Raw genomic sequence first — 24,719 nt, 5'->3', positions numbered from 1 at the left:
AACAATGGATGCAACGGTCACTGAAACCGGCCTTGCCGGCTCGGCCAAGGAAATCAACATCCGCGACGTCGATCTGTTTTACGGCGATATTCACGTGCTGAAGAACGTCAACCTCGACATCCGGCCAGGTGAATTCTTCGCCTTTCTCGGTCCATCGGGTTGCGGCAAGACCACGCTGCTGAGGCTGATTGCCGGCTTCAACACGGCCCGCAACGGCCAAGTGGTGATCGCGGGAAAGGACGTACTCGGCACGCCGCCCTGGAAACGCGATATCGGCATGGTGTTTCAGTCCTATGCTTTGTGGCCGCATCTCACTGTCAGGAAAAATGTTGCGTTCGGCCTTGAGGAGCGGCGGCTGCCGCGCGCCGAGATCGACCGCAATGTTAACGCGGCGCTCGACCTCGTCGGGTTGCGGCATCTCGCCGATCGCCGGCCTGCGCAGCTTTCCGGCGGCCAGCAGCAGCGCGTCGCCGTTGCACGCACCATCGCAATCGAGCCGAAAGTCCTGCTTCTCGACGAACCTCTTTCCAACCTGGATGCCAAGATGAGGGTCCAGGTACGCCGCGAATTGCGCGATCTCCAACAGCGGCTTCACCTGACCACGATTTTTGTCACTCACGACCAGGAAGAGGCCAACACAATCTGCGACCGCATAGCGGTGTTCAACGACGGTCAGATACAGCAGGTCGGAACACCCATGGAACTGTATGAAAAGCCGACCAATCTGTTCGTCGCCAATTTTCTCGGGACAGCCAACATCCTGAATGGAAAAGTCGGCGGCTCCGGCGCCGCGAAGACGTTCGAGGTGGAGGGTGGTGGCGTCGTGCCGATACCGGAAGGCGTGGGCGTTCCCGCAAATGGCAAGCTGGTTTTCCGACCGCAATATGCGACGCTCGGCAAAGCCGCCGACGGCGCGGCCCACTTGCCTGGGGCCATCGTGCATCGAGAGTTTCTCGGGGCCACGGTCCGCTACGGCGTCAAAATTGGCTCATCGGAGGTGCTGGTCGACCAGCCGTTCCATTCCGGCGCGTCGTTGCTTGAAACGGGCACCGCGGCCGACGTCGGATTGCAGCCCGCATCCGCCCTATGGCTGGCGGCGTGACCGCGAAGGGTGTCGACCGGTGCGGCTGATATTATTGCGTCACGGTGAAACGCTGTGGAACGCCGAGCAGCGCCTTCAGGGGCATGACAACTCCGATCTCTCCGAACACGGCGTCCAGCAGGCCCTCAACTTCGCGCCATATGCGAGGGCGCTCATGCCGGTGGCAGTGGTCTCCTCGGATCTCGGTCAGGCCCGGCACACTGCCGCATTGATCGGTTGCGCTACGGCCCCTTCGGACAGGAGGTTGCGTGAAATCGATATGGGCGTGTGGACCGGACGCACCAGATCGGAATTGCTCGCCGACCACACCTGCGAATATCTCGCGTGGCGGGCAGGAGCCTATACGCCGATCAAGGGCGAGACCTGGAGCGCGTTCAGGGCACGCGTGGCGGCGGGATTGAGAGACTGGCTGGCATGGGCGGCAGGAGACGTGCTCGCCGTGGTTCATGAAGGCGTGGTGCGCGCTGCGTGCCACGAGTTTCTCGATCTGCCACCGGGAAACGCCGTTCCTGTGACTCCGGGAACGGCGACCCTCCTCAGCTTCGCTTCCGCCGAAGCGACGAGCGCCAAACTCGAAGGTTACAACATCGGCCCTTTCCTGCCGGATGATTTGGCCGCCGACTGACACGGGAACGCCGATCAGGCCGGTAGCGATGCCGCTTCGATAGAGCACCATTGCACGCCGCTCACGAAACTGCGCGCTTGCAAAACAAACATCGCTGCGCGGCGAAGCTTCGCTTGTGATCACAGACTCCGTATCGTGAACCCCGTCGTATCGCATCGACCAGGACTTGAACGCCACCCTTAGCGGGACGATCGTCCAGCCGCGTCAGGCTTTGTCGGCCGTCACCCAGACCGCATTACATCGGATGTTCTCCGGCGGGTAGGTTACTTGCCGGCGAGATAGATGGGGGGCAAGCTGACCAGGCCGCGCCGCATTTCGCAAGTCTCTACACGTCGCATCAAGATCGCCGATTTTGCTTGTTGCAAGGCCGCTATTCCTGCCTCTTCTAATCATCCCCGAGCGCGGCACGAAGCAGCTCGCTGCACCAAACGGGGATCATCGTGGCAACCAATCATCATCTCGCCAGTGAAGCGGTGTCGCGCGGCGCGCGCATGCTGCGCACGGCGCTTGGGTCCGCTATAGCGCGCTTCCTGGAAGATCCCGCAATCGTCGAGGTGATGCTCAACCCGGATGGTCGGCTCTGGGTCGATCGGTTGCAGGAAGGACTTGTCGCCACCGGCCATGTTCTTGTCCCGGCCGATGGCGAGCGAATCGTGCGCCTCGTCGCGCACCATGTCGGTGCCGAGGTGCATCCCGGTAGCCCTCGCGTTGCGGCCGAACTGCCGGAAACGGGCGAGCGCTTCGAGGGCCTGCTGCCGCCTGTTGTGACAGCACCCGCTTTCGCCATTCGCAAGCCCGCCGTCGCCGTGTTCACCCTCGAAGATTACGTCGCCGCCGGTATCATGACGGAAGCCCAAGTCGACGTCCTGCGGCTCGCCGTCGAGAAGCGCAAGAATTTGCTTGTCGCCGGCGGCACATCGACCGGCAAGACCACGCTGGTCAATGCGCTGCTGGCCGAAGTGGCGAAGACCGCTGACCGCATCGTGCTGATTGAGGACACGCGCGAGCTCCAGTGTGCCGCGCCGAACCTCGTCGCCTTGCGCACCAAGGATGGTGTCGCCTCACTCTCCGATCTGGTGAAGTCGTCGTTGCGGCTTCGCCCCGATCGCATTCCCATCGGCGAGGTGCGCGGCGCCGAGGCCCTCGATCTTTTAAAGGCATGGGGCACCGGCCACCCGGGCGGCATCGGCACCATCCATGCCAGTTCGGTGCTTGGAGCGCTACGCCGTCTCGAGCAGCTCGTTCAGGAAGCTGTCGTCGCCGTCCCGCGCGCGCTCATTGCCGAAACGATCGACGTTGTTGCCGTTCTCTCCGGCCGCGGCTCGGCCCGACGCCTGGTTGAGATCGCGCTCGTCGACGGCCTCGATCCTGCCACTGGCGACTACCGGACGCTCGAAGCCAAGCTCGAGACCGAACCAAATTCGAATCCCCACTCACCCATGGAGCCTCAGAATGAGTCCGATCCGCTTCACTTCATCGTCTATCCCTAGGCTTGGTTCGATGCTCCCGCTTGTCGCTGCGACTGCTGCGGTCACGGCCATGATGATCGCGCCTGCTCATGCGGCCGGCTCCTCCATGCCTTGGGAAGAGCCGCTTCAACAAATCCTGGAATCGATCGAGGGACCGGTCGCCAAGATCGTGGCGGTGATCATCATTATCGTCACCGGCCTGTCGCTGGCCTTCGGCGACACGTCAGGCGGATTCCGTCGCTTGATCCAGATCGTGTTCGGCCTGTCGATCGCCTTCGCGGCCAGCTCGTTCTTCCTGTCCTTCTTCTCCTTCGGCGGCGGGGCGCTGATCTGATGGAGGAGGATGTCAGTGGCTTTTTCGCGCCGATCCATCGCGCGCTGACCGAACCGATCCTCCTCGGTGGCGCGCCGCGCGCGGTGGCCATCGCCAACGGCACGCTGGCCGGCGCGGTCGGACTGGGGCTTCGCCTGTGGATCGTCGGTCTCGTTATCTGGGCGATCGGCCATTTCGCGGCTGTCTGGGCCGCCAAGCGCGATGCGCAGTTCGTCGACGTGGTCCGCCGGCACCTGCGCTATCCCGCATATTTCGGCTGCTGAGAGAGGTTTCCCCCAATGATGAACCTTGCCGAGTACCGCAAGAAGCGCACGAACCTTGCCGATTATCTGCCGTGGGCGGCCCTGGTCGCACCGGGCGTGGTGCTCAACAAGGATGGCAGCTTTCAAAGGACGGCGCGCTTCCGCGGTCCCGATCTGGATTCTGCCACGCCAGCGGAATTGGTCGGGACGACGGCGCGGCTGAACAGCGCGCTGCGCCGTCTCGGCTCCGGCTGGGCGATTTTCGTTGAGGCTCAGCGCAATCCCGCCACCGACTATCCCAACAGCCAGTTCCCGGATTCCGCATCGGCACTTCTTGAGATCGAACGGCGCGAGCAATTCGAGGACTCCGGTGTGCTGTTCGAGAACAGCTATTTCCTCACCTTCGTCTGGCTGCCGCCGACCGAGGATGCGTCGCGGACGGAGAGCTGGCTTTACGAAGGTCGGGAAAAGACCGGCAACGATCCGTGGGAGTTCCTCAAAAGTTTCGTCGATCGCACCGACCGCGTGCTGAACCTGGTCGAAGGTCTCGTTCCGGAAGCTGCCTGGCTCGATGACGGCGAGACGCTGACCTATCTGCACTCCACCATCTCAACCAAGCGCCATCGTGTACGTGTTCCCGAGGTGCCAATGCATCTCGACGCGCTTCTGGTCGATCAACTGCTCGCCGGCGGATTGGAACCTCGGCTAGGCGAGTTTCATCTGCGCACGCTCACCATCACCGGTTTCCCAACAGCAACTTTTCCGGGGATCCTCGACGACCTCAACCGGCTTGCCTTTGCCTACCGCTGGTCGACGCGGGCGATCATGCTCGACAAGACGGACGCGACCAGGCTGCTGACGAAAATCCGCCGCCAGTGGTTCGCCAAGAGGAAGTCGGTTGTCGCGATCCTCAAGGAGGTGATGACCAATGAGGCATCGGTCCTCGTCGACACGGACGCCGCCAACAAGGCAGCCGATGCGGACGCGGCCCTTCAGGACCTCGGCTCCGACCAGATCGGCGAAGCTTACGTCACCACCACCGTAGCTGTCTGGGATGCCGATCAGTCGATCGCCGACGAGAAACTTCGGCTGGTGGAAAAAGTCATTCAAGGGCGGGATTTCACCTGCATCGTCGAAGGCGTCAATGCCATCGAGGCATGGCTCGGCGGTATTCCCGGCCATGTTTACGCGAATGTCCGCCAACCGCCGCTGTCGACCCTGAACCTCGCCCATATGATGCCGCTTTCGGCTGTCTGGGCAGGCCTCGAAACAGACGAGCATTTTGGCGCTCCGCCGCTGTTCTTTGCCAGGACAGAAGGGGCTACGCCGTTCCGGTTCTCGCTTCATGTCGGCGATGTCGGCCATACTCTCATCGTCGGCCCGACGGGTGCCGGCAAGTCGGTGCTGTTGGCGATGATGGCGCTGCAGTTCCGACGCTACGAGAACAACCAGATCTTTGCCTTCGACTTCGGCGGCTCGATCCGCGCCGCAATGCTCGCCATGGGCGGCGACTGGCACAATCTCGGCAGCAGTGCATCGAGCGAGCAGGGGCAGAATGACCCGCTTGCGCTGCTCTCCTTGGCCGATCTGTCGGATGACGTCGAACCCGTCTCGCTGCAGCCGCTTGGCCGTATCCATCACACGCCGGAGCGGGCCTGGGCAGCCGGATGGCTGGGCGACATTTTTCTGCGAGAGGGCGTTCCCATCACGCCGGAGGTCAGAGAATATCTCTGGTCGGCACTGACGTCGCTAGCCTCCGCGCCGGCTCAGGAACGAACGCTGACCGGGCTGACGGTGCTGCTGCAGTCCTCGCCGCTCAAACAGGCGCTGCGGCCCTATTGCATCGGCGGTCCCTATGGCCGGCTGCTCGACGCCGAGCATGAGCGTCTTGGTGAGGCCTCGGTCCAGGCCTTCGAGACCGAAGGTCTGATCGGCACAGGGGCGGCCCCGGCTGTGCTTGCCTATCTATTCCACCGCATCGAGCAGCGGATGGACGGTCGACCGACGCTGCTGATCATCGACGAGGGATGGCTGGCACTCGACGATGGCGGGTTCGCCGATCAGCTTCGCGAATGGTTGAAGACTCTTCGCAAGAAGAACGCCTCCGTCATCTTCGCCACGCAATCGCTCTCCGACATCGACGGCAGCAGGATCGCACCGGCCATCGTCGAAAGCTGCCCAACGCGGTTGTTCCTGCCCAACGATCGCGCCATCGAGCCACAGATTGCCGAGATCTACCGACGCTTCGGCCTCAACGATCGCCAGATCGAAATCGTCGCCAGGGCGACGCCGAAGCGCGACTATTACTGCCAGTCGCGGCGCGGCAACCGGCTGTTCGAACTCGGCCTCGGCCCGATAGCCCTGGCGCTCTGCGCTGCGTCCTCGAAGTCTGACCAAGCCGCGATCGATCGGATCATCGCAGAGGGCGGCCAACAACATTTCTTCAAGGCCTGGCTTGCCGATCGGGGTCTCGCCTGGGCGGCCGACCTCGTTCCCGATCTCCCCAATGTCATCGACCAATCCGCAAAGGAGGTTTCCTCATGAAGACCGTTCTTGCACGTCACCGCATCCGCCGCATGGCTGCCGCCGGTGCACTTGTTGCCACTGTTGCGCTGTCGGTGGCACCGGCATCGGCGTTCATCGTTTTTGATCCCAGGAATTACGCCGAGAACCTGCTTTCGGCATCGCGAGCCCTCGAGCAGATCCAGAATCAGATCACCTCGCTTCAGAACGAGGCGCAGATGCTGATTAACCAGGCGAAGAACCTCACCTCGCTGCCGACCTCGATGCTTGACCAGATCGAAGGCAATTTCTCCGAGATGAAGACCCTGCTCGGAGAGGCCAACAAACTCGCCTACAGCGTTCAGGACATCGATAGCCAGTTTACGTCCGCTTATGAGAATTTTGGCTCTGTCCTCTCGAGCCAACAACTTGTCGATGGTGCACGCGAGCGCTGGCAGACCTCGGTGTCGGCCTTCGAGCATTCCTTGAAAGCCGGTGCCGTCGCCGTCGACAACACCGACGGGACGCAGCAGCAGACCAGCGCACTGGTTGACGCCAGCCAGTCGGCCGTCGGCGTGCTGCAGGCGACGCAAGCCGGCAATCAGCTGCTTGCCGTGCAAGCAAAGCAGGTCGCCGATCTTACGGCGATGCTCGCAGCGCAGGGGCGCGCGGAAGCGTTGGAGAAGGCCAGGCAGGCGGCAGCGCAGGAGCAAGCACGAGAACAGTTCAGCCGCTTCATGACGGGCAGCAGCTACAGCCCGTCATCCGTAAAAATGTTCCACGACTGAGGCAGGTCATGGATCTCAAGATCGCCGCCCGGATGATAGTCGTTCTTGCCCTTGGCGCCGCCATGACCGCCGCCTTCATGGCGCTGCGCGGCAACGGCTTGCAGGACGCGTCCTCCCCGCGTTCCGCGCATCCGGGCGGCGAGCCGGCAAGCGTCGAACTCGAGCGATGCCGGGGAATCGGCATGGCCGCAATTGCTGACGAGGCCTGCAGGAAAGCCTGGGTTGAGAACCGTCGGCGTTTCCTGCGGCCATCCCGGCCCGTGGCACCATACGCGGCACCATCGATCGAGAAGGACCTGAGCCGGATACCACCGCTATCGCCGTCGACGGCGACCGGTGCGGAAGATGAACTCCGCCCGAAGTTGGTGGCGCCATGAACGACACCGGCGTCATTGACCGTTTCCTCGAGACTTTCACCCGCTACATCGATTCCGGGTTTGGCCTGCTCGGCGGCGAGGTGGCGTTCCTTGCCTCCACCCTGATCGTCATTGACATCACGCTTGCCGGCCTGTTCTGGGCCTGGGGCGCTGATGAGGACGTGCTGCATCGGCTGGTGAAGAAGACGCTCTATATCGGCTTCTTCGCCTTCATTATCGGCAATTTCAATCGTCTTGCCGGCATCGTCTTTGAGAGTTTTTCCGGGCTCGGTCTGAAGGCCGGAGGATCGGCACTTTCGGGATCGGCACTGCTGCAGCCAGGGCGCGTCGCGCAGGTCGGCATCGACGCCGGCAATCCGATCCTTGAAGCCGCCAGCCAGTTGATGGGCTACGTCGCCTTCTTTGAGAACTTTGTCCAGATCGCTGTGCTTATGATCGCCTGGGCGATCGTGCTCATCGCCTTCTTCATTCTCGCCGTACAGATCTTCGTCACGCTTATCGAGTTCAAGCTGACGACGCTTGCCGGTTTCGTGCTAATCCCGTTTGCGCTATTCAACAGGACCGCATTCCTCGCCGAAAAAGTGCTCGGCAACATCGTCGCCTCAGGCGTGAAGATCCTTGTGCTCGCCGTCATCGTCGGCATTGGCTCGGGACTCTTCGGCGAGTTCACCCAAGGTTTTGGCGCGGAGCAGCCGACGATCACCGATGCGCTCTCGCTTGTGCTGGGCGCCTTGTCGCTGATGGGGCTGTCGATCTTCGGTCCGGGTATCGCGACAGGGCTTGTTTCCGGCGCGCCGCAGCTCGGGGCAGGTGCTGCTGTCGGCACTGGCCTCACTGCCGTTGGTTTAGGGGCTGCCGGCTACATGGGTGCTCGCGCCGGATTGAGCGGCGCAGCAGGCACGCTCAATGCCGGGGGGCGGATGTCTGCGGCCGCAGCGCGTGGCGGCGCGCATCTCGCCGGCAGCGCCTCGACCGCCTGGGGACTTGCCACAGCCACATCCGGACTGTCCGGTGCAGGCTCAATCGCCGCCGGCATGGCGGGTGTCGCCAAGGCTGGCGCCGGCGCTGCCGCTCAGCCAGTGAAGCAGGCAATGTCGCGCACGGCTTCAGCTCTGTCCTCCAGCCATCAGGCAGGCCGCTCGACCGCATGGACCGCGACCGGCGGACAGCACCCATCAGGAACCGCCTCTTCAGGTCGTACGGCGACCGCCGAAGCCAGTGCCGGATCGCCGCCGGCATGGGCCGCTCGCATGAAGCGCGGCCAGGCCATGAGCCATGGCGCCAGCATGGCCGCCCATTCCGTCCGCTCCGGCGATCATGGCGGCGGATCGATGAATGTCTCTCTCAATCAGGACGACCGCCGATGAACCTCTTCAAACGACCTTCCGTTCGCTATGGCAAGACGCCACAGCCAGAAACGCCCTATCAGCGTGCCACCCAGCTCTGGGACGACCGCATCGGCTCGGCCCGCGTCCAGGCGAAGAACTGGCGGCTGATGGCCTTGGGATCACTGGTGCTGGCCGGCGGCTTCGCTGCCGCCTTGGTCTGGCAGTCGACACGCGGCGCTGTGGTTCCCTGGGTCGTCCAGGTTGGCAAGCTTGGCGAGGCACAGGCGGTCGCTCCGGCTGTTGCCGACTATCGACCAACCGACCCGCAGATCGCATGGTATCTCGCCCGGTTTATCGAACAGGTGAGAAGCATTGCGGACGATCCGGTCATTGTCCGCCAAAACTGGTTGCGCGCCTACGACTACACGACCGACCGCGGCGCGGTTTCCCTGAATGACTACGCCCGCTTGAACGACCCATTTGCCAAGGTGGGCAAAATCCAGATCGCGGTCGAGGTCTCCAGCGTCATTCGTGCTTCGCCGGGCTCGTTTCGTGTCGCCTGGGTGGAACGCCGCTACGAGAACGGCAGTCTCGCCAGCACTGAGCGTTGGACTGCCATCCTCACGATCGTGATTCAACAACCCCACAACGCCGACCGGCTGAAGGCCAATCCGCTCGGCGTCTACGTCAACGCCATCAACTGGTCGAAGGAGCTTTCATGATGTGTGCGGTACAAACACGCAAAAGAACGAAACAGACCGCGCGCAATATGACCAGGGCGCGTGTGCTTGCAGTGGCACTAGTGTCGGCGACAGCGCTCGCCGGCTGCGCCTCGAAGAAATACATTCCGCCCGAGATCCAATATGACGACGCGGTGCCTGCCGTGCAGAAGGTCGATCCGCCGGGTCCGGTGAAAGTGGTGGAACTGCCGAAACCCCTTCCGCTTCCCGGCCAGTTGAAGCCGGTCCAAACCGCGAAGGTGAAAACGGAGCCAGCCGACCCCAAGCAGCGGATCAGTCAGGCCAATGAGACGGCAAGAAGGCAGCCTGTCCGTGATGGGTTCGTCAACGCGATTCAGCTCTATCCCTGGAGCGAAGGCGCGCTTTATCAGATCTATGCCGCGCCTGGTCAGGTCACAGACATCGCGCTGGAGCCCGGCGAACAGCTTGTCGGCTCTGGGCCTGTGGCCGCCGGCGACACGGTACGCTGGATCATTGGCGACACCCAGAGTGGGGCAGGGGAGCGCCAGCAGGTCCATATTCTCGTGAAGCCGACAAGACCGGATCTCCAGACCAATCTTGTGATCAACAGCGACCGCCGCACCTATCATCTTGAGCTTCGATCGACTGAAAAGACCTACATGGCTTCCGTGTCCTGGCAGTATCCGCAGGACCAGCTGATCGCGCTGCGGCGCCAGAACGCCGAGGCTTCCGCAGCCCGGCCGGTTGCCGCCGGCGTCGACATCCAGAAACTCAATTTCCGATATCGCATCGAGGGCGACACAGCACCGTGGAGGCCGCTCCGAGCCTTCGACGATGGCGCAAAGGTCTATATCGAATTCCCGTCGGGCATTGGCCAGGGGGAGATGCCGCCACTGTTCGTCATCGGGCCGTCGGGTGGCTCCGAACTGGTCAACTACCGCGCCCACCAGAATTACTACATTGTCGATCGCCTCTTTGCCGCTGCTGAACTGCGGCTCGGCGACAAGACTAGCGAGAGGCGCGTCCGCATTGTGCGCACCGACGGTAGCCGGCCGCAGCATCGCGCAGGATTGTTCAGATGAGCGACCCTACGAATGGCTTGAACCGGGACATCCGAGCTGAACTGCGTCTGCGGCACGAACCTGCCAGGGTGACACGCCTTTCGCGCAAGGTGCTGATCGGTCTTGGTGGGGTCGCCAGCATCGCGATCCTCGGCGCGCTGATCTGGGCGCTCGACACCAGACGGCGTGGCAACGAACCATCGTCCGAACTCTTCACCACGGAAAACCGCTCGACCGCCGATGGGCTGCAGACGCTGCCGAAGGACTATGCCGGCGTTCCAAAACTCGGCCCCGCGCTGCCGGGCGATCTCGGCCGGCCGATCCTGCGTGCACAAGAGCAGGGCAGGCCGGTCATTACGCCCGACATCAGCACGCCTAGCGGCGATCCGGAAGAACAGCGCCGCCTCGCCGAGATCGAGGCCGCGCGTGTCGCAAAGCTGTTCACGGAAACCAACGCGCAGGCGATTCCGTCGCGACTGGGTGCCGGGGCTGGAACTTCCATCGCGGACACCAAGTCCGGATTGACAGCGCCGGCAGAACCGCCGGCGCCTGACCCAGGCTCCTCGCAAAATATGCAGGACCGCAAGCTCGCCTTCGTCAATGCCAAACAGGATCGCCGCATCGTCAGTCCCGATCGTCTCGCGGCAAAGGCCTCGCCATATGTCGTCCAGGCAGGCACGGTCATTCCCGCTGCTCTGATCACCGGCATCCGCTCCGATCTTCCCGGTCAGGTCACCGCTCAGGTCACGGAGAACGTCTACGACAGTCCATCAGGATCGTATCTACTGGTTCCCCAGGGTACGAAGTTGATTGGCCAGTATGACAGCCAGGTCGCCTTCGGTCAGTCTCGCGTACTCCTGGTTTGGAACCGGCTCATCGTGCCGGACGGGACCTCGATCGTGCTGGAGCGCCAGCAAAGCGCGGATGCCCTAGGGTTTTCGGGGCTGGAGGACGAGGTCGACTACCACTGGGGCCAGCTGTTCCGGGCCGCAGCGCTGTCGACCCTGCTCGGGGTGGGGACATCGCTTGGTTCCAGCGACGACGAAAGCGATATCGCCAAGGCCATCCGAGAAAGTGCCCAGGACTCAGCCTCCAATATCGGTCAGCAGATCGTGCGCAATCAGCTTAATGTCCAGCCGACACTCACCGTCCGGCCCGGTTTCCCGGTTCGCGTAATAGTCAACCGCGACCTTGTGCTGGCGCCGTACGCACCAAAGGATCCATCATGACCAAACTGAAACTGTCTGCCATTCCCGATGATCGGCCTGTCAAGATCACGGTCGAGCTGCCCGCCGCCGTTCATCGCGATCTTCTAGCCTATGCCGAGCTGCTCGGCCGCGAGACCGGCCAGACTGTCGCCGATCCAGTAAAGCTGATTGCGCCGATGCTGGTGCGGTTCATGGCGACGGACCGCGCATTCGGCCGCGCCCGGCGCGACACGAAGTCAGGGTGACCGGGTCGAGGCGCGTTTCGTTTCCACAAAACGAAGGGTGACATCCGGTCTGCTGCGAATGAAGTCGGCAACCGCATCGAGAAACTCGGTTGCATGCAGCGACATGTCGAAGGCGCTCGGCGGGCTGCCGACCTGTTCTCTTCGGACCGTTTCCTCCATGATGAGTGTGCCGTCGAGATCCGTCAGAACGCGGCGAAGGTTGCGCAGGAGTCGTGCGCCGGCCAGGGTCGGTCGCACCCCGCCTGCGTGGCGTTCGAACAGAATTGTTCCCACCGCGTGCTCAAGGCTGCGGATACGACGGCTCAGTGCAGAATGGTGCATTCCCATGCGTCGGGAGGCGCCGAGGAAACTGCCTTCCTCCGAGACGATAAGTGCGCATTCGAGCGTGATGAGTTGGACGCGTCGCCGCATGGCGCTTCCTCCTCCTGGAAATGTTTGTGGCCCACCCGCTCACGCACGCGAACTGTCGAGTCGCCCGCCTATCTGCCCCGTTGAAGTATCTGGTCAAAGCGCGCACGGGTCGGGCGCGAGTTCAGTTCTCGATTGCACCAGTCCGCGGGCTCGCCTTCCGGGTTTCATAGAGCCTGGCGAGCGTCCGCTCGTCGAAGCCAGCTGTCACCGCCACCGTTTCCTCGCCGCCGATCATCCGCGGCAGGCCGAGCGGCTTAACCCTGAAGTGCAACTGCACCAGGCGCAGCAGCCAGAGCGGGTTCATTTCGATGATGATCGTGTCGATGCTTCTGTCCAAGCCCCACTCGACGATGCCGGACAAAAGCGCATTCGCCACCGGGCCCAGCATTCGTCCCCGTTCGCGATATTGCGGCTCGACGCAGTAGCGCGTCCATTCCCAAATGTTTTCTCCGACCGGCCGTTCGCCATCGCAAAGGTCCGATAGAACCTCCGACAGCAGATGGGCGCGCGTCGAAGGCAGCATGCGTTGGTAGCCGACAACGCGGTTCTCAGAGGTAAAGAGCATGTGGACTGCGTGCTCGTCGTCGAAGCGGTCGACCTCACGACCGTCCTCGCGCCGCAGGTCCGCCCAACCCTTTTCTTCGACAAACACCTTGTGGCGAAGACGGAACGCCTGATCCAACTCCGCTTGATATTCTTCCGCATTCTGCGCCGTAACCATAAGAAGCATCTTGGTTGTCCTCCAGTTTCGAAGTCAACCAATGGTCCTTCTCGGAAGCAGGCGGCATCACGTACTTGCGTGAGTTTAGGCGATCAAACCCCGGCGGAAAGCTTCCGCGACAGCATGTATGGTGCTTGTTACACCGAGCCTCTCTCGTACCAATCGCAAGTGGGTATCTGCCGTATTGCGGCTGATGTTGAGGTGATCGGCGATTTCATCCACTGTGAGGCCTTCGGAAGCCCAGCGCAGAACGTCCTGCTGTCTCGGAGACAGACGCGCTGGCCTCGTGTTCCGCTTTCTGTCCGCGAGAACAGCTGCGCAACCGAAAGCGTAAGCGGCGACGAACTGAAATGCGAGGCGGTCGTGAGGGTCGGGATCGAGCTTTTCGCCGGCGACGGAAAAGCCGACCGCCTGTCGTTCTAATGTCGCGAACGGTATTGTGAAACCTTCGCACAACTTGAACTCGGTTGCCTCGTCCATGATCCGCCGGCCGACAGGGCAGACCCTACACATTTCATCCATTTCGCTCCAGCGGAAGGGGCTGCTACCACGATTTACAAGCTGAATGGTTGGATCACGATAAAGGTAGCTCTTTGAAAAATAGCGCTCGGACCATTGTTCTGGCCAGGCGTCGAGCAGGACATGTGAAAGCTGCTCGCGCCTTAAGGCACGAGGCGGGGGTATTGGTCCTGCCAGCAAATTCGTAGCGCCAAATTGTTCGGCGTAACAAAGCAGGTGCCGACATATTTCTTGTTGGGTTGAACTCCGCCGAATTCTACACAGAAATTCAAGCGTATCTTCAAGACGGCTGCGCCAAAGTGCAGTTTCTCTCATAGCTACTGTTTGTCATCCCTGCGAGGCGGGTGCGGCAACCGTAGTCGGCTACGCCCAAGCGATCTTGCCGGCGAATTCCTCGTAATTGTTGTCGCAGGAAACGACACCGGTCATCGCACCCCAGTGATGCTTGTACTTTGCGCTGGCCGGCGACTTAGTCAGACACTGCTCATTAATTAAGCTGTTTTCATCGTTAACCCTGTTGATGAGAAGCGTATCCGGCCGCTAGACGGTTCGATGGGCGGCCGAGGCCGCCCACTTTCGCTGGCTATAGAGTAGTGCATAAGTTAAACTCCTGGCTTGAGGTTGTTTGTATTTGGCATCGGTTTCATAAACTGCGGCACCGGAGACGCCTCGCCAATATAAACTCGGGCTGGGCGTGTGACGATGAAGGCTACGCAGTCTGCCACGTCCTCGGGAAGGAGCAGCTTCGAATGATCATCGATGTGGTTTTCGGCACGCTGCTGGGTGTCGACGGCACCTGGGCAAAGTGCGGTGGCCTTGACGCCGAACTCAACTCCCTCAGCATCGGTTGTCTGGGTGAAGCCAAGCATGCCAAACTTTGACGCCCCGTAGGCGCCGAACTTAGCCGATGCCACCTTGCCAGCGCGCGAAACAATATTGACGATGTGGCCGCTTTTTCTCTCGCACATATGCTGGAAGAAGGCCTGGGTACAAAGGAATGTGCCCTTGAGATTGATCGCCATCATCCAATCCCAGTCTTCTTCCTTGATATTGGGAATGGCGTTGTGAATCGCCACACCGGCGTTGTTTACGAGGATGTCCACCGCACCGAAGCGCTCGAATGCGGCCTGGGCCAATGCCATGACCTGAGATTTATGCTGGATGTCGGTCTCGACGGCCAGCGCCTCGCGACCGATCGCACGGATCTCGGCTGCGACTGCTTCGATCTGGTCTACTTCTGGCGCCGCGAGAACGATGTTAGCGCCTTCCCTGGCCAGGGCATGGGCGGTAGCACGCCCGATACCGCGGCCAGCGCCAGTGATGACGGCAGTTTTGCCTTCCAATTTCATGAAAGATCACCTTTAACGTTGAGATCCCTGTTCCGGGCATAGTAGCCCAGATGGGGATCGTTGGGGGTTGGTCGTTGAGCATCACCGGAGCAGCGGCACCTCCTGCGAACGGCACCAGCGCAATCGAATGGGCATTTGGATGGTGATTGGTATATACCAAATTGTCAAGTGCTTTGCGACTGCATGGCACACACAATGGTTCGTGAAATCCGACTAATTCGGATCCTTCAACAACCGGGCAACTATTGACGTTTCGCGATATCCGCGACGCTTGAGGAAGGAAGGCTCATGGCAGCCAAGGACAACGCCGTCGACAACGTTCCGATATACGTGAGGGTCCAGAAAGATCTGCTCAAGCTCATTCATGACGGAGAGGTTGCGCGGGGCGGGCGCTTCCCCTCGGAGCGGGAGCTTTCGGTCCGGTTTGGTGCTAGCCGCATGACGATGCGCAAAGCCGTCGACCATCTCGTCGAAGCGGGAGCTCTCGAACGACGAGGGACCAGCGGGACATATGTCCCGGACCGACTATTCGACAGGCCGTTGAGCGATCACACCTTCTATAGTCTCTCTGATGTTGTGGAGAAGGCTGGGCACACTCCGGGTTCAAAACTGCTTTTCTTCGAGCGTAAGGAAGCAGATGAATTTATCGCGTCCAAGCTTGGTCTGTCGCCAGGCGATCCGGTCATCTCCATCGAACGTTTGCGGACGATTGACGGGGTTCCCGTGTGCCTCGAGCTTACCCATTTCCCGGCGCTCCTCGTTCCCGGATTGTCAGCAAGCGACGTACTTGAGAATAAATCCCTCTACAAGTTCTTCCGGGACAACTATCAGTTGGAACTGAACAACGATGTCAGGGTTATCAGCATACACTACGCAACGAAGGGCGAGGCCGAACTCCTCGACCTACGACCTGGCGCTCCCGTACTGAATTTCGAAGGGTTGGCGCTCACCAGTGATGGCCAGCCGTTCGAGTATCTGCGCTCTTTGAATCATCCAGATCGCGTGAGCCTCACGATCAATCCATCGCTAGAGAAACAAGGTCCCAAGCAGAGCAATGCGATCGGCTGGGTGCTGCGTGGCCAAGGCCTGATTGCTGGATCACCCACCTAGTTGGCCAGTATTGTGAGGCAGTGGAGCGCTGTTAACTAAGGGCGCCACGCGCTGAGACCGCTAGATCGGTCGCCGGTTTATCGCCGATAACGAGCCTGTCGTAGAGGTTCACAACAGGACACGAGTGGTTGGGTAGGACGAGAAGTCTTGTACCAGTGGGCAGATCTGTATCCTCCCTAGGTACGAAGCCGTGCTCCTCTGAGAGGCAGCGGACAGTCAAGCGGGTTCCTGCATCCTGACTGTCCGCGAGCAGAATGCGGCCGTAACCTGCGAGCCCGCCACTCGAATGCGGACCTAGGTCACTAGTAAGCGCCTTCGATCCGGCGTCGACTATGTAGTGCTGCGAGGTTCGACTAACCACGGTTGTAACCACGCCAAGCGCGATTTCGTCCTCCGTCGCCAGCCCAAGACGCTCAGCAGTGAGATCGAACAGAGCGTAGTTGCCCGGTCGAATCTCGTCGATACCTGAAAAGTCGTCTGTCGCGAGTACGGTCGGCGTGGAACCAACGGTGATCCGCAGAGGGAGGCCTAGCGGGGCAAGCCTCTGTCGGGTTTCGAGCATCAGTAGCCGCTCTTGCCGAGAGATCTGGGCGAGCATGGAACGGCTTGTGGCGCCGTATCCGTGCCCAGCATGAGATATCAGCCCGGTTAGACGAAGCTTTGGGTTCCGCGCAACAACTTCACCAAGAGTTGTCAGTGCGGACGACATTGGAAGAACACCGACGCGGCCGAGACCCACATCAATTTTGATGTGGACGTCAAATATCCGGCCGGCCTGTCGGGCAGCGTCTGCCAAGGCATCGGCTCCTGCTTCGCTATCTAAGATGAATGTAGTCGCGGTCTCGTGCTCAGCCGCCAGCGCAGACAGACCGCGCAAGCGTTCCGCGTCGATGATAGGAAAAGCGAGCAACAGCGACGGCGCCCCGGCTTGAATGAATGGAAGGGCCTCCGATGGTTTGGACGCAGTTACTCCGATGGCTCCCAAGGCTAGCTGTAGCCGTGCGATTTCGACCGACTTGTGGGTCTTGATATGTGGGCGCAACGCTACCCCATGCCGATCAGCGATCGCCTGCATCCGGGCGAGGTTCCGGCGCAGCCGGCGCATGTCCAGGTAGGCAAAGGGCGTTGGCCTGTGCGGCGGTTCGCGTTGATCAATCAGCATAATGCACCTCCCGCCCGGAGCCTGCTCCGCAGCCAAACGCACCATTTCGCGTCAGGCGCCTTCCTAATCTTGGTATATACCAATGCGCGGCCGTGACAATGACGTTTCAACGGTGAATTTGCCGGGCACGCAAGATTATTGACAGGCGATCGTAGCCGCGCAGCATCCAGCGGACGTCGTTCCACTTAAGATTTCGCACATTGTCCTGCAGGGCGCCGAGGCGCAGGTGGCGGTGGATATTGGGCGTAGTAGCGCCGTCCTTTTCGGCGAAGGCGGCCGACTTTCTGATCTCGTGGCCTGGCCTGGCCTGTCATTGCGGTCTGGTTGATCTGCGCGAGCGCGTCGATGCCCATATAGGTGCCCTTGCTGCCATCTTAGCATTCGCCGAGCATCAGCAATCGGAACAGAGTCCTCGCGGAAGTTAAGTTCGACGGGATTGTGTCGCTCTGCAGTGACTCGCCTGGTTGTCGACCACCGTCGCGCGGCCCGAGCCCCGAATTGTGGGAGGGCGTTCCACAAGCCTGCAGCCCGCGCATCATCGATGAGCAACCGGAAGTCCGACACAGCACCGATGTTATGAACAGACTCTGACTGGTGGTCCCAACTACTCGACGGACGACCTAGCGCCTATTAGTGAGTTTGCCTTTCTTAGCGTCGACAGCGACGAGCGGCGGCCAACCGTCCGAGCATCTTTGCTCTTTCAGCCTCCCGGACCTCACGAGCTTTAGGACCAATGAACTGTCGGTAGGCAAGATTCTGAGGCGCTGAAAAAATTACCGTTGACACGTCATGATCGCGATCGTAGATTGGTATATACCAACATGGGGAAAACACGTAGATCTGGATCAATGACGGCCTTCGTATGCAAGGCGGGCGCTGGGGAGGCTGCAACGCTTATACTCTGGCGGGACGGCAACCTAAGTTCAACTCGCAGTGAGGGTTGCAGAGGGCCTCGGGCCGACCAATTCTTGGTGCATACCAATCATCTCGTGGAAGCAAAAAAGGGAGTAGGACTATGAAGCTGGTAAGTGGGCATCTAGCGGCATTGATGATGTCGTGCGCCGCATTGACGTCGGGCGGAATGGCAATTGCGCAGGCCGCCGACGTTGTGATCGTTGCGAACGGCGGAGCAACCCAAGACGCTGAACGGAAAGCCGTCTGGGAGCCTGCGGCAAAAGCTCTGGGCTTTAAGTTCGATGAAGACACCTCGCAAAGCTGGACGGAGGGAAAGGCTCAGGTGGATTCCGGCGCCGTGACTTGGGATATCGTCTCGCTTAATATGGGCGAGGTCCCGCTGGCGGTGAAATCCGATATCCTCACCAAGCTGCCCGCCGACGTTGTCGACCGAAAGGACTTCGTTCCAGGCGCGGTCAACGACTACTGCGTCGGAAACACCGTGTTTTCGACGAACATCGCCTATAGCACCGCAAAATACGGTGACGCAGGCCCCACTAGTTTTGCCGACTTCTGGGACTTGAAGAAGTTTCCCGGCAAGAGGCTGATGTTCAAGAGTCCGCGCGGCAATATGGAAGCGGCTGCTCTCGCGCTCGGTCATCCACGGTCCGAGGTCTACAAGTTCCTGTCGACCGAAGAGGGTCGCAAGGCGGCCCTCGATAAAATTGCTGAACTTAAGCCCTACGCCGTCTGGTTCGATAGCGGCGCCCAGTCCACCCAGCTCATCAAGGACGGGGAGGTCGACATGGCATACGGATGGAACGGCCGCATCATCGCTGCCATGGACGCCGGAGCGCCGTTCAAGATCAACTACAAGGACGGTCTGCTGGATATCGACTGCTATGCCGTCCTTAAGGGCGCTCCGCATGTCGACAATGCGATCAAATTCGTCTCGGAAATCTCGAAGGCTGAATATGTCAAGGATCTGCCCAAGTATATCGCCTACGGCAGCCCCAACCTCAAGGCAAACCCGAGCTACGACGAAACGACCCTGGACCGTCTGACGACATCACCGCAGAATGTCAAAGAACAGTACACGACCGATTTTGACTTCTGGGGCAAGTACGGCACGACCTTATCCGAGGCGTTCGACCACATGCTCGCGTCCAACTGATCGGCGCACGAAGCAGCAGCAGCCTCCTCCTCCCATGGCTGCAGCCCGAAGTGGCCGGCGGATGCTGGACTATGGATCCGTCGGCCACTTCTCATCTGCTCTAACAGCGCGTCAGAATCTTTGGAACGAGATTATGGAAGCAAAAGCAAGTAACGGGAATGCAGCGGCGAATTCGCTACCTATTACTATTCGCTCTGTGAACAAATCGTACGGCGCTGTCGTGGCTCTTAAGGACATCGAGATTGATATCAAAAGTGGGGAGTTCATGACGCTGCTCGGGCCATCGGGTTCGGGCAAGACGACGCTTCTGATGGTGCTGGCAGGATTTGTGCGGCCCGAGTCCGGCTCGGTTAAATTTGGCGACGAAGAGGTCGTCGCTAAAGCCCCTCATGAGCGGGGCATCGGGATGATGTTCCAGAACTACGCTTTGTTTCCGCACATGAGTGTGTCGTCCAACATTGCCTATCCCTTGAAGATTCGGAAATGGTCCAAGGCGAGGATCGAGGCCGCGGTGGATGAAGTTCTCGCTACAGTACAGCTCTCTGGGTACCAATCGCGACGGATATCTCAACTGTCAGGCGGACAGAAGCAACGCGTGGCCCTGGCCCGTGCGATCGTCTTCAAACCTCAGATCTTGCTTATGGACGAGCCACTTTCGGCGCTCGATAAAAATTTGCGCGAAACGATGCAGGTCGAGTTGCGCAGTATGCATGAGCGATTGGGTTTGACCACGGTTCTCGTCACCCATGACCAGCGAGAGGCCCTAACGATGTCTGACCGCGTCGCGGTCCTGCGCAACGGCGAGATCGCGCAGATAGATACCCCTGCTGCCCTCTACAATGCCCCGAAAACCGCATTCATCGCCGACTTCATCGGCGAGTCCACTTTGCTCAGTGTCTCGATCCGAGATGGTGCGCCCTACTATCGCGACCAGTTGCTCGATGTCGCCGACAGCACGACGGGGCAAGCACCTGGTCTTCTGGTCGTTAGGCCGGAGAAACTAGAGGTTGGAAACGCCGACCAAAGGCGGCCGGACCGCAATTACTTTGCCGGCTCGTTGGAGCGTGTCCTTTTCCAGGGCGAAAGCAGTCTGGCTTTCGTCCGTCTCGCTGGGGGAGAGTTGATAACGGTTCGACGCCACCTCAACGAAGCAAGCAATTCGGACCTGCCTGCAGTCGGCAGTCCGATCGTGCTCAGCCTACACAAGAGCGAGAGCCGAGTCGTAAGCGACGACAGGGGGCGTTGACATGTCTGCGAGCCTCACCCCCACGCAGTCGAGCAGCTTAAACCGTGAAGTGCTTCAAAAGGCCGATAGGCGGGAACGCCTCAGTCTTGAGGCCCTTCTCCTGCCAGGCATTGCTCTCCTCGCATGCGCTATCCTCTTGCCGATTGGAGTCATGCTCTACCTTTCCTTTGTTGGGGAGGACGGCTCCTTCAGCTTCGAAAATTACGCGAGACTTTGGACGACTCCGGTCTATGGCGAGGTCTTTAAGATCACCTTCCGGATCTCGCTTCTCACCACAATCATGGTGGCTGCGATTGGCTATCCGCTGGCGTTCATTTTAGCGCATCTGCCGGAGCGTCTGCAGAATTGGGCATTGCTCTTCGTCCTCTTGCCCTTCTGGACCCCCGTACTCGTCCGGACATACGCGTGGCTCGTTTTGCTGCAGGACCACGGCCTCATAAACAATGGCCTGATTAGGCTTGGGCTGACCAAGGAGCCGCTGGAGTTAAGTCACAACGTGACGGGTGCCCTTATTGGCATGGTGCAGATCATGTTGCCCTTTCTGGTCCTACCCCTTTTCTCCTCGATGAAAGCGATAGACCAAAATTTGATCGCCGCCGCCTCTAACCTCGGCGCCACACCCGCACGGGCCTTTCGCGACGTCTTCTTCCCGCTTTCGTTGCCCGGATTCCTCGCAGGCATCCTGATGGTGTTCGTTCTGTGCCTGGGCTTCTACGTCACTCCAGCGGTGCTGGGCGGTGGCAGGGTGATCATGGCTGCGATGCGCATCGATGCAACTGTACGCCTCTATACGAACTGGGGTGCTGCCAGTTCGCTCGGAATCGTTCTGCTTGTGATCACCATTCTACTGATCCTCGTGGCGACCTATGTCGGCAGAAGAGCCGGACAGGGGATGTTCCGATGAAATGGTTGCTTCAACCTGCGTCACTGACGCAAGTCACCCATCTGCAGCGCCTCTGGCTGTACATCATCACCATCTTCGCGATAGCGTTTCTTGTAGCGCCCACCTTGATTGTTATCCCGATGTCGTTCTCGGGATCGGAATTTCTGGAGTTCCCGCCAAAGCAGTTCTCTCTTAGGTGGTACGAGAACTACTTCACGTCTCCGGCGTGGATGCGAGCAACATTGATTTCGGTCAACGTTGCCATCCTCAGCATGTTATCCGCCACGATCATCGGAACGGCTGCTGCGTATGCCCTCTGGATTGGCAGGATACGCTTCAAGACCGCTCTCTGGGGCTTGTTCGCTCTACCGATCGCTATCCCCGTCATCCTTCTTGCCGTCGGTTCTCTATTCGTCTTTGCGCGTCTCGGCCTCGTAAACACGACGCTCGGTCTGACTCTCATGCACACTGCCATGGCGCTGCCGTTCGTTATGATTGTCATGACGTCGGGGTTCGCCTCCTACGACATGAATCAGGAGCAAGCGGCCCGCAGCCTTGGTGCGACCCGGCTGTACGCTTTCATTACCGTTACCCTGCCGCAGATAAGATTCTCAATAGTATCGGCGATGCTGTTCTCCTTCTTCTCGTCGTTCGATGAAGTAGTGGTGGCAATGTTCATCTCCACCGGATCGGGTGCCACCCTGAACCGCAAGATGTTCAATTCACTACGGGATCAGGTCGATCCTACGATCGCCGCGATCTCCACCTGTCTCGTCACCGTTTCGATACTGTTGATCGTGATCGGTCAGCTTTCCAGATCCCGCGCTCCCAGATAGCGCGGTTTACATAGCGCGAATGCGTGCCTTTAAGCTCATCAAAACAAGTAAGGACTCGATATGACTGCCGAACAAACTGACACGCAAATTGCGAATGCGTTGAATGCCGTGGCTGCTCGGGAAAATGTCACTGACATCTTCTTCGTTGCCTGTGGCGGCTCCTATGCTCAGATGCTCCCCAACCAGTATATCGTGGAGTGCGAGGCAAAGGCCATCATCGGCAACGCCCTCAACGCGGCCGAGTTCAAGGCGCGGGCGCCCAAAAGGCTGGGCAAGAGTTCGATCGTCATTACTCTTTCGCATTCAGGCACGACCCCCGAAACCGTGGAAGCCGTCAAAATCGCGCGCGCAGCAGGTGCGCTCACGATCTCGCTGACGCATGACCTTGGCAGCCCCCTCGATCAAGCTTCCGAATTCACGGTCTCCTATTTCTTTTCGCCTATGACGATGTCGCCGATACACGCGGCCGCAGTGTTGGCGAGGCTGACTTTTGGCATTCTCAAAGCTCGTGAAGGCAACACGAAGGTCGATGATCTCGACAAGGGCCTGGCGGCGCTACCTGCATTGGTGGACAAGCTCATCTCGCAGCATCTTGGTAAGATCGCTGAATTTGCTGAGGCCCACAAACGTGAGGCCATCATTTACACGATGGCTTCCGGACCGAATTTCGGCCCAGCCTACTCTTTCGCCATTTGCCTTTTGCAAGAAATGCAGTGGGTCCACTCAGCGGCGATTCACGCCGGCGAATATTTCCACGGGCCGTTCGAGATCACAGACTTCGACGTGCCATTCATCCAGCTTCTTGGTGTAGGACCATCCCGTCCGATGGATGAGCGCGCGCTTGCCTTCGTGCAGAAATACAGTAAGCGCGTGACTGTTTTGGACGCGAAGGATCTCGGGGTTACCTCGCTGCCTGGAACAGTGTCTGAGTACCTTGCACCTCTGGTCTTCTCGCCCGTCCTGCGGGTTTACGCAGACAAGCTGTCAGAAGCCAAGGGCCATCCGCTGACTGTTCGTCGCTTCATGTGGAAGATGGAATACTAGGAACAAAGGGGGCGGAACCGATCGCGGTTCCGCCTTTTTCTTTCTCTTCGTCGTAGGCATCAAAATGATTTCGAACTCTTCCCGCCAACGCGGTTTGGTCGGCATCGGCGACAATGTCGTGGACCACTATCTCGACCAGGGCGTCTACTATCCGGGTGGAAATGCGCTCAATGTGGCCGTTCTCGCTCGAAGGTTCGGACTGGCAAATACGGTCTATCTCGGAATTCTGGCGGACGACGAGGAAGGCAGGCACATTCAATCCTGCCTGGCCGCCGAGGGCCTCTCCGACGATTATGTGCGTTACGTCAGGGGCGAAACGGGCAAGGCCAAAGTCACTCTCGTGGACGGCGATCGTGTCTTCGTCGGATCCAACCACGGTGGCGTGCGAAAACGTCTCGCCTTGCGCATGGATGAACCCGATCTGTCCCTGATTAAGCGGCTCGGAAGCGTTCACTCGTCGTGTTTCAGCTATCTTGAGCCAGAGTTGCCCCGAATACGCTCGAATGCGGAGCGCCTTTCTTTCGATTTTTCGACCGGTCGCGATAAGGATTACTTCGCCGCGATCTGCCCGCTCGTGACGACTGCTTTTTTCTCCGGCTCGGACATGAACGACCCAGAGACAGAGGCGTTTATACGGGAACTCCATTTGCTCGGCGCACCGATGGTGTGCGTTACCCAAGGCGTACGTGGCGCTGTCTTCAGTGACGGCAGATCCACTTTCCGCCAAGGGATCGTTCAGGCCAAGGTGGTCGACACAATGGGGGCCGGTGACGCGTTCACAGCAGGCTTCCTTTCTGCCACAATCCAGGGAGCCGCCATTGAGGCATCTCTCCGGCATGGAGCGAAGGCAGCGGCCGCTGCTTGCGAGTCGGAGGGCGCCTTCGGCTATCCACACCCAGCAAAATAGCGTCCGCGTTGTGCCGTTGCGGTACTCCGCCAGAAAGGCCCGCCAATGGACAGTATCCCGGTGTGGGGCCGCGGACCTAATCGCTCTAGTTGTGGAGCCTCAACAGGTTGTTCCCGGTTAGACCGAGTCGGCTGATGGCTTTGAGGCGACCAATGCCGAAGTGCTCTTCCAGATATGTCGGCCCGGCGGCCTGACCCGCTCAGTCCTGAATGCGCCTTGGTTCGAGACCGTGGAGGGGAATGTGCGTTTTTGGGGCGGCGAGTTGATGCGCGCCCTCGCTTTGCGCCTTGAGAGCCTTCGCTTTGCGCCATGAGAGAAGACGCCTCACAGATGCCGGGGTTGAAACCCGGAATTGCTCGAGTTCGCTGCCTCTTCGGCGGTCCCGCCAGGTTCGCCACCGAATACGAGAACATACGAAAGATATGGTTGGGCTAACACCCGCTAACTGTTTGTTTTTTGACGTCCCTCCGGCCCCGCCAAT

Annotated in this window: 25 protein-coding genes; 20 read left to right on the top strand and 5 right to left on the bottom strand. The window is 60.0% G+C overall.

Features of this window, described 5'->3' with window-relative positions; all coding sequences use genetic code 11:
* Positions 1–4 precede the first annotated feature (4 nt).
* The 13 genes from EN885_RS01600 to EN885_RS01540 all read left to right on the top strand — a co-directional run bounded on the left by EN885_RS01600 (position 5) and on the right by EN885_RS01540 (position 11,982).
* The gene (locus tag EN885_RS01600; protein ID WP_128242398.1) at positions 5–1,102 is read left to right on the top strand and encodes an ABC transporter ATP-binding protein; all 1,098 of its coding nucleotides are present in this window, start codon (positions 5–7) and stop codon (positions 1,100–1,102) included.
* 19 nt (positions 1,103–1,121) lie between these two features.
* A complete protein-coding gene (locus tag EN885_RS01595) occupies positions 1,122–1,727 on the top strand; it encodes a histidine phosphatase family protein (protein WP_128242397.1) in 606 nt (201 codons plus the stop codon).
* Positions 1,728–2,218: 491 nt separating this feature from the next.
* On the top strand, positions 2,219–3,217 hold the full coding sequence (gene trbB, locus EN885_RS01590) for a P-type conjugative transfer ATPase TrbB (RefSeq protein ID WP_128242486.1): 999 nt from the start codon (positions 2,219–2,221) through the stop codon (positions 3,215–3,217).
* A 10-nt stretch (positions 3,218–3,227) separates the two neighbouring features.
* A complete protein-coding gene (locus tag EN885_RS01585; RefSeq protein ID WP_128242396.1) occupies positions 3,228–3,530 on the top strand; it encodes a TrbC/VirB2 family protein in 303 nt (100 codons plus the stop codon).
* The gene (locus tag EN885_RS01580) at positions 3,530–3,793 is read left to right on the top strand and encodes a VirB3 family type IV secretion system protein (protein WP_128242395.1); all 264 of its coding nucleotides are present in this window, start codon (positions 3,530–3,532) and stop codon (positions 3,791–3,793) included. Before EN885_RS01585 ends, EN885_RS01580 begins: the two co-directional genes overlap by 1 nt.
* A gap of 15 nt (positions 3,794–3,808) precedes the next feature.
* On the top strand, positions 3,809–6,316 hold the full coding sequence (gene trbE / locus EN885_RS01575) for a conjugal transfer protein TrbE (RefSeq protein WP_128242394.1): 2,508 nt from the start codon (positions 3,809–3,811) through the stop codon (positions 6,314–6,316).
* The gene (gene trbJ, locus EN885_RS01570) at positions 6,313–7,062 is read left to right on the top strand and encodes a P-type conjugative transfer protein TrbJ (protein WP_128242393.1); all 750 of its coding nucleotides are present in this window, start codon (positions 6,313–6,315) and stop codon (positions 7,060–7,062) included. The genes trbE and trbJ overlap by 4 nt, the downstream gene beginning before the upstream one ends.
* A gap of 8 nt (positions 7,063–7,070) precedes the next feature.
* Positions 7,071–7,439, top strand: coding sequence for a putative entry exclusion protein TrbK-alt (trbK-alt, locus tag EN885_RS01565; RefSeq protein WP_128242392.1), 369 nt, complete (start codon positions 7,071–7,073; stop codon positions 7,437–7,439).
* Positions 7,436–8,806, top strand: coding sequence for a P-type conjugative transfer protein TrbL (gene trbL, locus EN885_RS01560; RefSeq protein ID WP_128242391.1), 1,371 nt, complete (start codon positions 7,436–7,438; stop codon positions 8,804–8,806). Before trbK-alt ends, trbL begins: the two co-directional genes overlap by 4 nt.
* On the top strand, positions 8,803–9,489 hold the full coding sequence (gene trbF, locus EN885_RS01555; RefSeq protein WP_128242390.1) for a conjugal transfer protein TrbF: 687 nt from the start codon (positions 8,803–8,805) through the stop codon (positions 9,487–9,489). The genes trbL and trbF overlap by 4 nt, the downstream gene beginning before the upstream one ends.
* A gap of 47 nt (positions 9,490–9,536) precedes the next feature.
* A complete protein-coding gene (trbG, locus tag EN885_RS01550) occupies positions 9,537–10,550 on the top strand; it encodes a P-type conjugative transfer protein TrbG (RefSeq protein WP_245492964.1) in 1,014 nt (337 codons plus the stop codon).
* Entirely contained in the window at positions 10,547–11,758 is a 1,212-nt protein-coding gene (locus tag EN885_RS01545) for a TrbI/VirB10 family protein (RefSeq protein WP_128242388.1), read from the top strand. The genes trbG and EN885_RS01545 overlap by 4 nt, the downstream gene beginning before the upstream one ends.
* Positions 11,755–11,982 (top strand): DUF2274 domain-containing protein, encoded by a 228-nt coding sequence (locus EN885_RS01540; RefSeq protein WP_128242387.1) that lies wholly within the window; start codon positions 11,755–11,757, stop codon positions 11,980–11,982. Before EN885_RS01545 ends, EN885_RS01540 begins: the two co-directional genes overlap by 4 nt.
* Here EN885_RS01540 and EN885_RS01535 read toward each other — a convergent pair.
* From EN885_RS01535 to EN885_RS01520, 4 genes are all read right to left on the bottom strand, one after another.
* On the bottom strand, positions 11,974–12,393 hold the full coding sequence (locus EN885_RS01535; protein ID WP_128242386.1) for a LysR family transcriptional regulator: 420 nt from the start codon (positions 12,391–12,393) through the stop codon (positions 11,974–11,976). The two genes, EN885_RS01540 and EN885_RS01535, sit on opposite strands and share 9 nt — an antisense overlap.
* A 121-nt stretch (positions 12,394–12,514) precedes the next feature.
* Entirely contained in the window at positions 12,515–13,123 is a 609-nt protein-coding gene (locus tag EN885_RS01530) for an acyl-homoserine-lactone synthase (protein WP_128242385.1), read from the bottom strand.
* Positions 13,124–13,198: 75 nt separating this feature from the next.
* The gene (locus tag EN885_RS01525; protein ID WP_128242384.1) at positions 13,199–13,948 is read right to left on the bottom strand and encodes a LuxR family transcriptional regulator; all 750 of its coding nucleotides are present in this window, start codon (positions 13,946–13,948) and stop codon (positions 13,199–13,201) included.
* 287 nt (positions 13,949–14,235) lie between these two features.
* On the bottom strand, positions 14,236–14,982 hold the full coding sequence (locus EN885_RS01520) for an SDR family oxidoreductase (RefSeq protein ID WP_128242383.1): 747 nt from the start codon (positions 14,980–14,982) through the stop codon (positions 14,236–14,238).
* A gap of 288 nt (positions 14,983–15,270) precedes the next feature.
* On the opposite strand from EN885_RS01520, the gene EN885_RS01515 reads away from it, so the two are divergent.
* A complete protein-coding gene (locus tag EN885_RS01515; RefSeq protein WP_128242382.1) occupies positions 15,271–16,092 on the top strand; it encodes a GntR family transcriptional regulator in 822 nt (273 codons plus the stop codon).
* A gap of 31 nt (positions 16,093–16,123) precedes the next feature.
* Here EN885_RS01515 and EN885_RS01510 read toward each other — a convergent pair whose 3' ends face one another.
* Positions 16,124–17,254, bottom strand: a complete 1,131-nt coding sequence (locus EN885_RS01510; protein ID WP_128242381.1) for an alanine racemase — start codon at positions 17,252–17,254, stop codon at positions 16,124–16,126.
* 1,015 nt (positions 17,255–18,269) lie between these two features.
* On the opposite strand from EN885_RS01510, the gene EN885_RS01505 reads away from it, so the two are divergent.
* The 6 genes from EN885_RS01505 (at position 18,270) to EN885_RS01480 (ending at position 24,238) form a co-directional block, all read left to right on the top strand.
* Positions 18,270–19,322 (top strand): ABC transporter substrate-binding protein, encoded by a 1,053-nt coding sequence (locus tag EN885_RS01505; protein ID WP_128242380.1) that lies wholly within the window; start codon positions 18,270–18,272, stop codon positions 19,320–19,322.
* Positions 19,323–19,383: 61 nt separating this feature from the next.
* On the top strand, positions 19,384–20,568 hold the full coding sequence (locus EN885_RS01500; protein WP_245492963.1) for an ABC transporter ATP-binding protein: 1,185 nt from the start codon (positions 19,384–19,386) through the stop codon (positions 20,566–20,568).
* A gap of 151 nt (positions 20,569–20,719) precedes the next feature.
* On the top strand, positions 20,720–21,472 hold the full coding sequence (locus tag EN885_RS01495; RefSeq protein ID WP_245492962.1) for an ABC transporter permease: 753 nt from the start codon (positions 20,720–20,722) through the stop codon (positions 21,470–21,472).
* Positions 21,469–22,287, top strand: a complete 819-nt coding sequence (locus EN885_RS01490; RefSeq protein WP_128242377.1) for an ABC transporter permease — start codon at positions 21,469–21,471, stop codon at positions 22,285–22,287. Before EN885_RS01495 ends, EN885_RS01490 begins: the two co-directional genes overlap by 4 nt.
* A 60-nt stretch (positions 22,288–22,347) precedes the next feature.
* Positions 22,348–23,331, top strand: coding sequence for an SIS domain-containing protein (locus EN885_RS01485; RefSeq protein ID WP_128242376.1), 984 nt, complete (start codon positions 22,348–22,350; stop codon positions 23,329–23,331).
* Complete coding sequence (locus EN885_RS01480; RefSeq protein WP_281035109.1) at positions 23,297–24,238, top strand: PfkB family carbohydrate kinase; 942 nt, start codon at positions 23,297–23,299, stop codon at positions 24,236–24,238. Before EN885_RS01485 ends, EN885_RS01480 begins: the two co-directional genes overlap by 35 nt.
* Positions 24,239–24,719 lie beyond the last annotated feature (481 nt).

Origin of the sequence: Mesorhizobium sp. M6A.T.Cr.TU.014.01.1.1 (genome assembly GCF_004022765.1) — a bacterium.
Classification (GTDB): Bacteria; Pseudomonadota; Alphaproteobacteria; order Rhizobiales; family Rhizobiaceae; genus Mesorhizobium; species Mesorhizobium mediterraneum.
Note: the sequence above shows the minus strand (reverse complement) of the source record. Positions and strands in the feature narration are given on the sequence as shown.

Bases quoted from the DNA above. Each gene is read 5' to 3' on its own strand.
- EN885_RS01600 (WP_128242398.1), top strand. From the start codon at position 5: ATGGATGCAACGGTCACTGAAACCGGCCTTGCCGGCTCGGCCAAGGAA.
- EN885_RS01585 (WP_128242396.1), top strand. From the start codon at position 3,228: ATGCTCCCGCTTGTCGCTGCGACTGCTGCGGTCACGGCCATGATGATC.
- EN885_RS01510 (WP_128242381.1), bottom strand. From the start codon at position 17,254: ATGCTGATTGATCAACGCGAACCGCCGCACAGGCCAACGCCCTTTGCC.
- EN885_RS01540 (WP_128242387.1), top strand. From the start codon at position 11,755: ATGACCAAACTGAAACTGTCTGCCATTCCCGATGATCGGCCTGTCAAG.
- EN885_RS01525 (WP_128242384.1), bottom strand. From the start codon at position 13,948: ATGAGAGAAACTGCACTTTGGCGCAGCCGTCTTGAAGATACGCTTGAA.
- trbF (WP_128242390.1), top strand. From the start codon at position 8,803: ATGAACCTCTTCAAACGACCTTCCGTTCGCTATGGCAAGACGCCACAG.
- EN885_RS01530 (WP_128242385.1), bottom strand. From the start codon at position 13,123: ATGCTTCTTATGGTTACGGCGCAGAATGCGGAAGAATATCAAGCGGAG.
- EN885_RS01490 (WP_128242377.1), top strand. From the start codon at position 21,469: ATGAAATGGTTGCTTCAACCTGCGTCACTGACGCAAGTCACCCATCTG.
- EN885_RS01505 (WP_128242380.1), top strand. From the start codon at position 18,270: ATGAAGCTGGTAAGTGGGCATCTAGCGGCATTGATGATGTCGTGCGCC.
- EN885_RS01535 (WP_128242386.1), bottom strand. From the start codon at position 12,393: ATGCGGCGACGCGTCCAACTCATCACGCTCGAATGCGCACTTATCGTC.
- trbJ (WP_128242393.1), top strand. From the start codon at position 6,313: ATGAAGACCGTTCTTGCACGTCACCGCATCCGCCGCATGGCTGCCGCC.
- EN885_RS01515 (WP_128242382.1), top strand. From the start codon at position 15,271: ATGGCAGCCAAGGACAACGCCGTCGACAACGTTCCGATATACGTGAGG.
- trbK-alt (WP_128242392.1), top strand. From the start codon at position 7,071: ATGGATCTCAAGATCGCCGCCCGGATGATAGTCGTTCTTGCCCTTGGC.
- EN885_RS01485 (WP_128242376.1), top strand. From the start codon at position 22,348: ATGACTGCCGAACAAACTGACACGCAAATTGCGAATGCGTTGAATGCC.
- EN885_RS01495 (WP_245492962.1), top strand. From the start codon at position 20,720: ATGCTCTACCTTTCCTTTGTTGGGGAGGACGGCTCCTTCAGCTTCGAA.
- EN885_RS01520 (WP_128242383.1), bottom strand. From the start codon at position 14,982: ATGAAATTGGAAGGCAAAACTGCCGTCATCACTGGCGCTGGCCGCGGT.
- EN885_RS01500 (WP_245492963.1), top strand. From the start codon at position 19,384: ATGCTGGACTATGGATCCGTCGGCCACTTCTCATCTGCTCTAACAGCG.
- trbE (WP_128242394.1), top strand. From the start codon at position 3,809: ATGATGAACCTTGCCGAGTACCGCAAGAAGCGCACGAACCTTGCCGAT.
- trbB (WP_128242486.1), top strand. From the start codon at position 2,219: ATGCTGCGCACGGCGCTTGGGTCCGCTATAGCGCGCTTCCTGGAAGAT.
- EN885_RS01580 (WP_128242395.1), top strand. From the start codon at position 3,530: ATGGAGGAGGATGTCAGTGGCTTTTTCGCGCCGATCCATCGCGCGCTG.
- trbL (WP_128242391.1), top strand. From the start codon at position 7,436: ATGAACGACACCGGCGTCATTGACCGTTTCCTCGAGACTTTCACCCGC.
- EN885_RS01545 (WP_128242388.1), top strand. From the start codon at position 10,547: ATGAGCGACCCTACGAATGGCTTGAACCGGGACATCCGAGCTGAACTG.
- trbG (WP_245492964.1), top strand. From the start codon at position 9,537: ATGACCAGGGCGCGTGTGCTTGCAGTGGCACTAGTGTCGGCGACAGCG.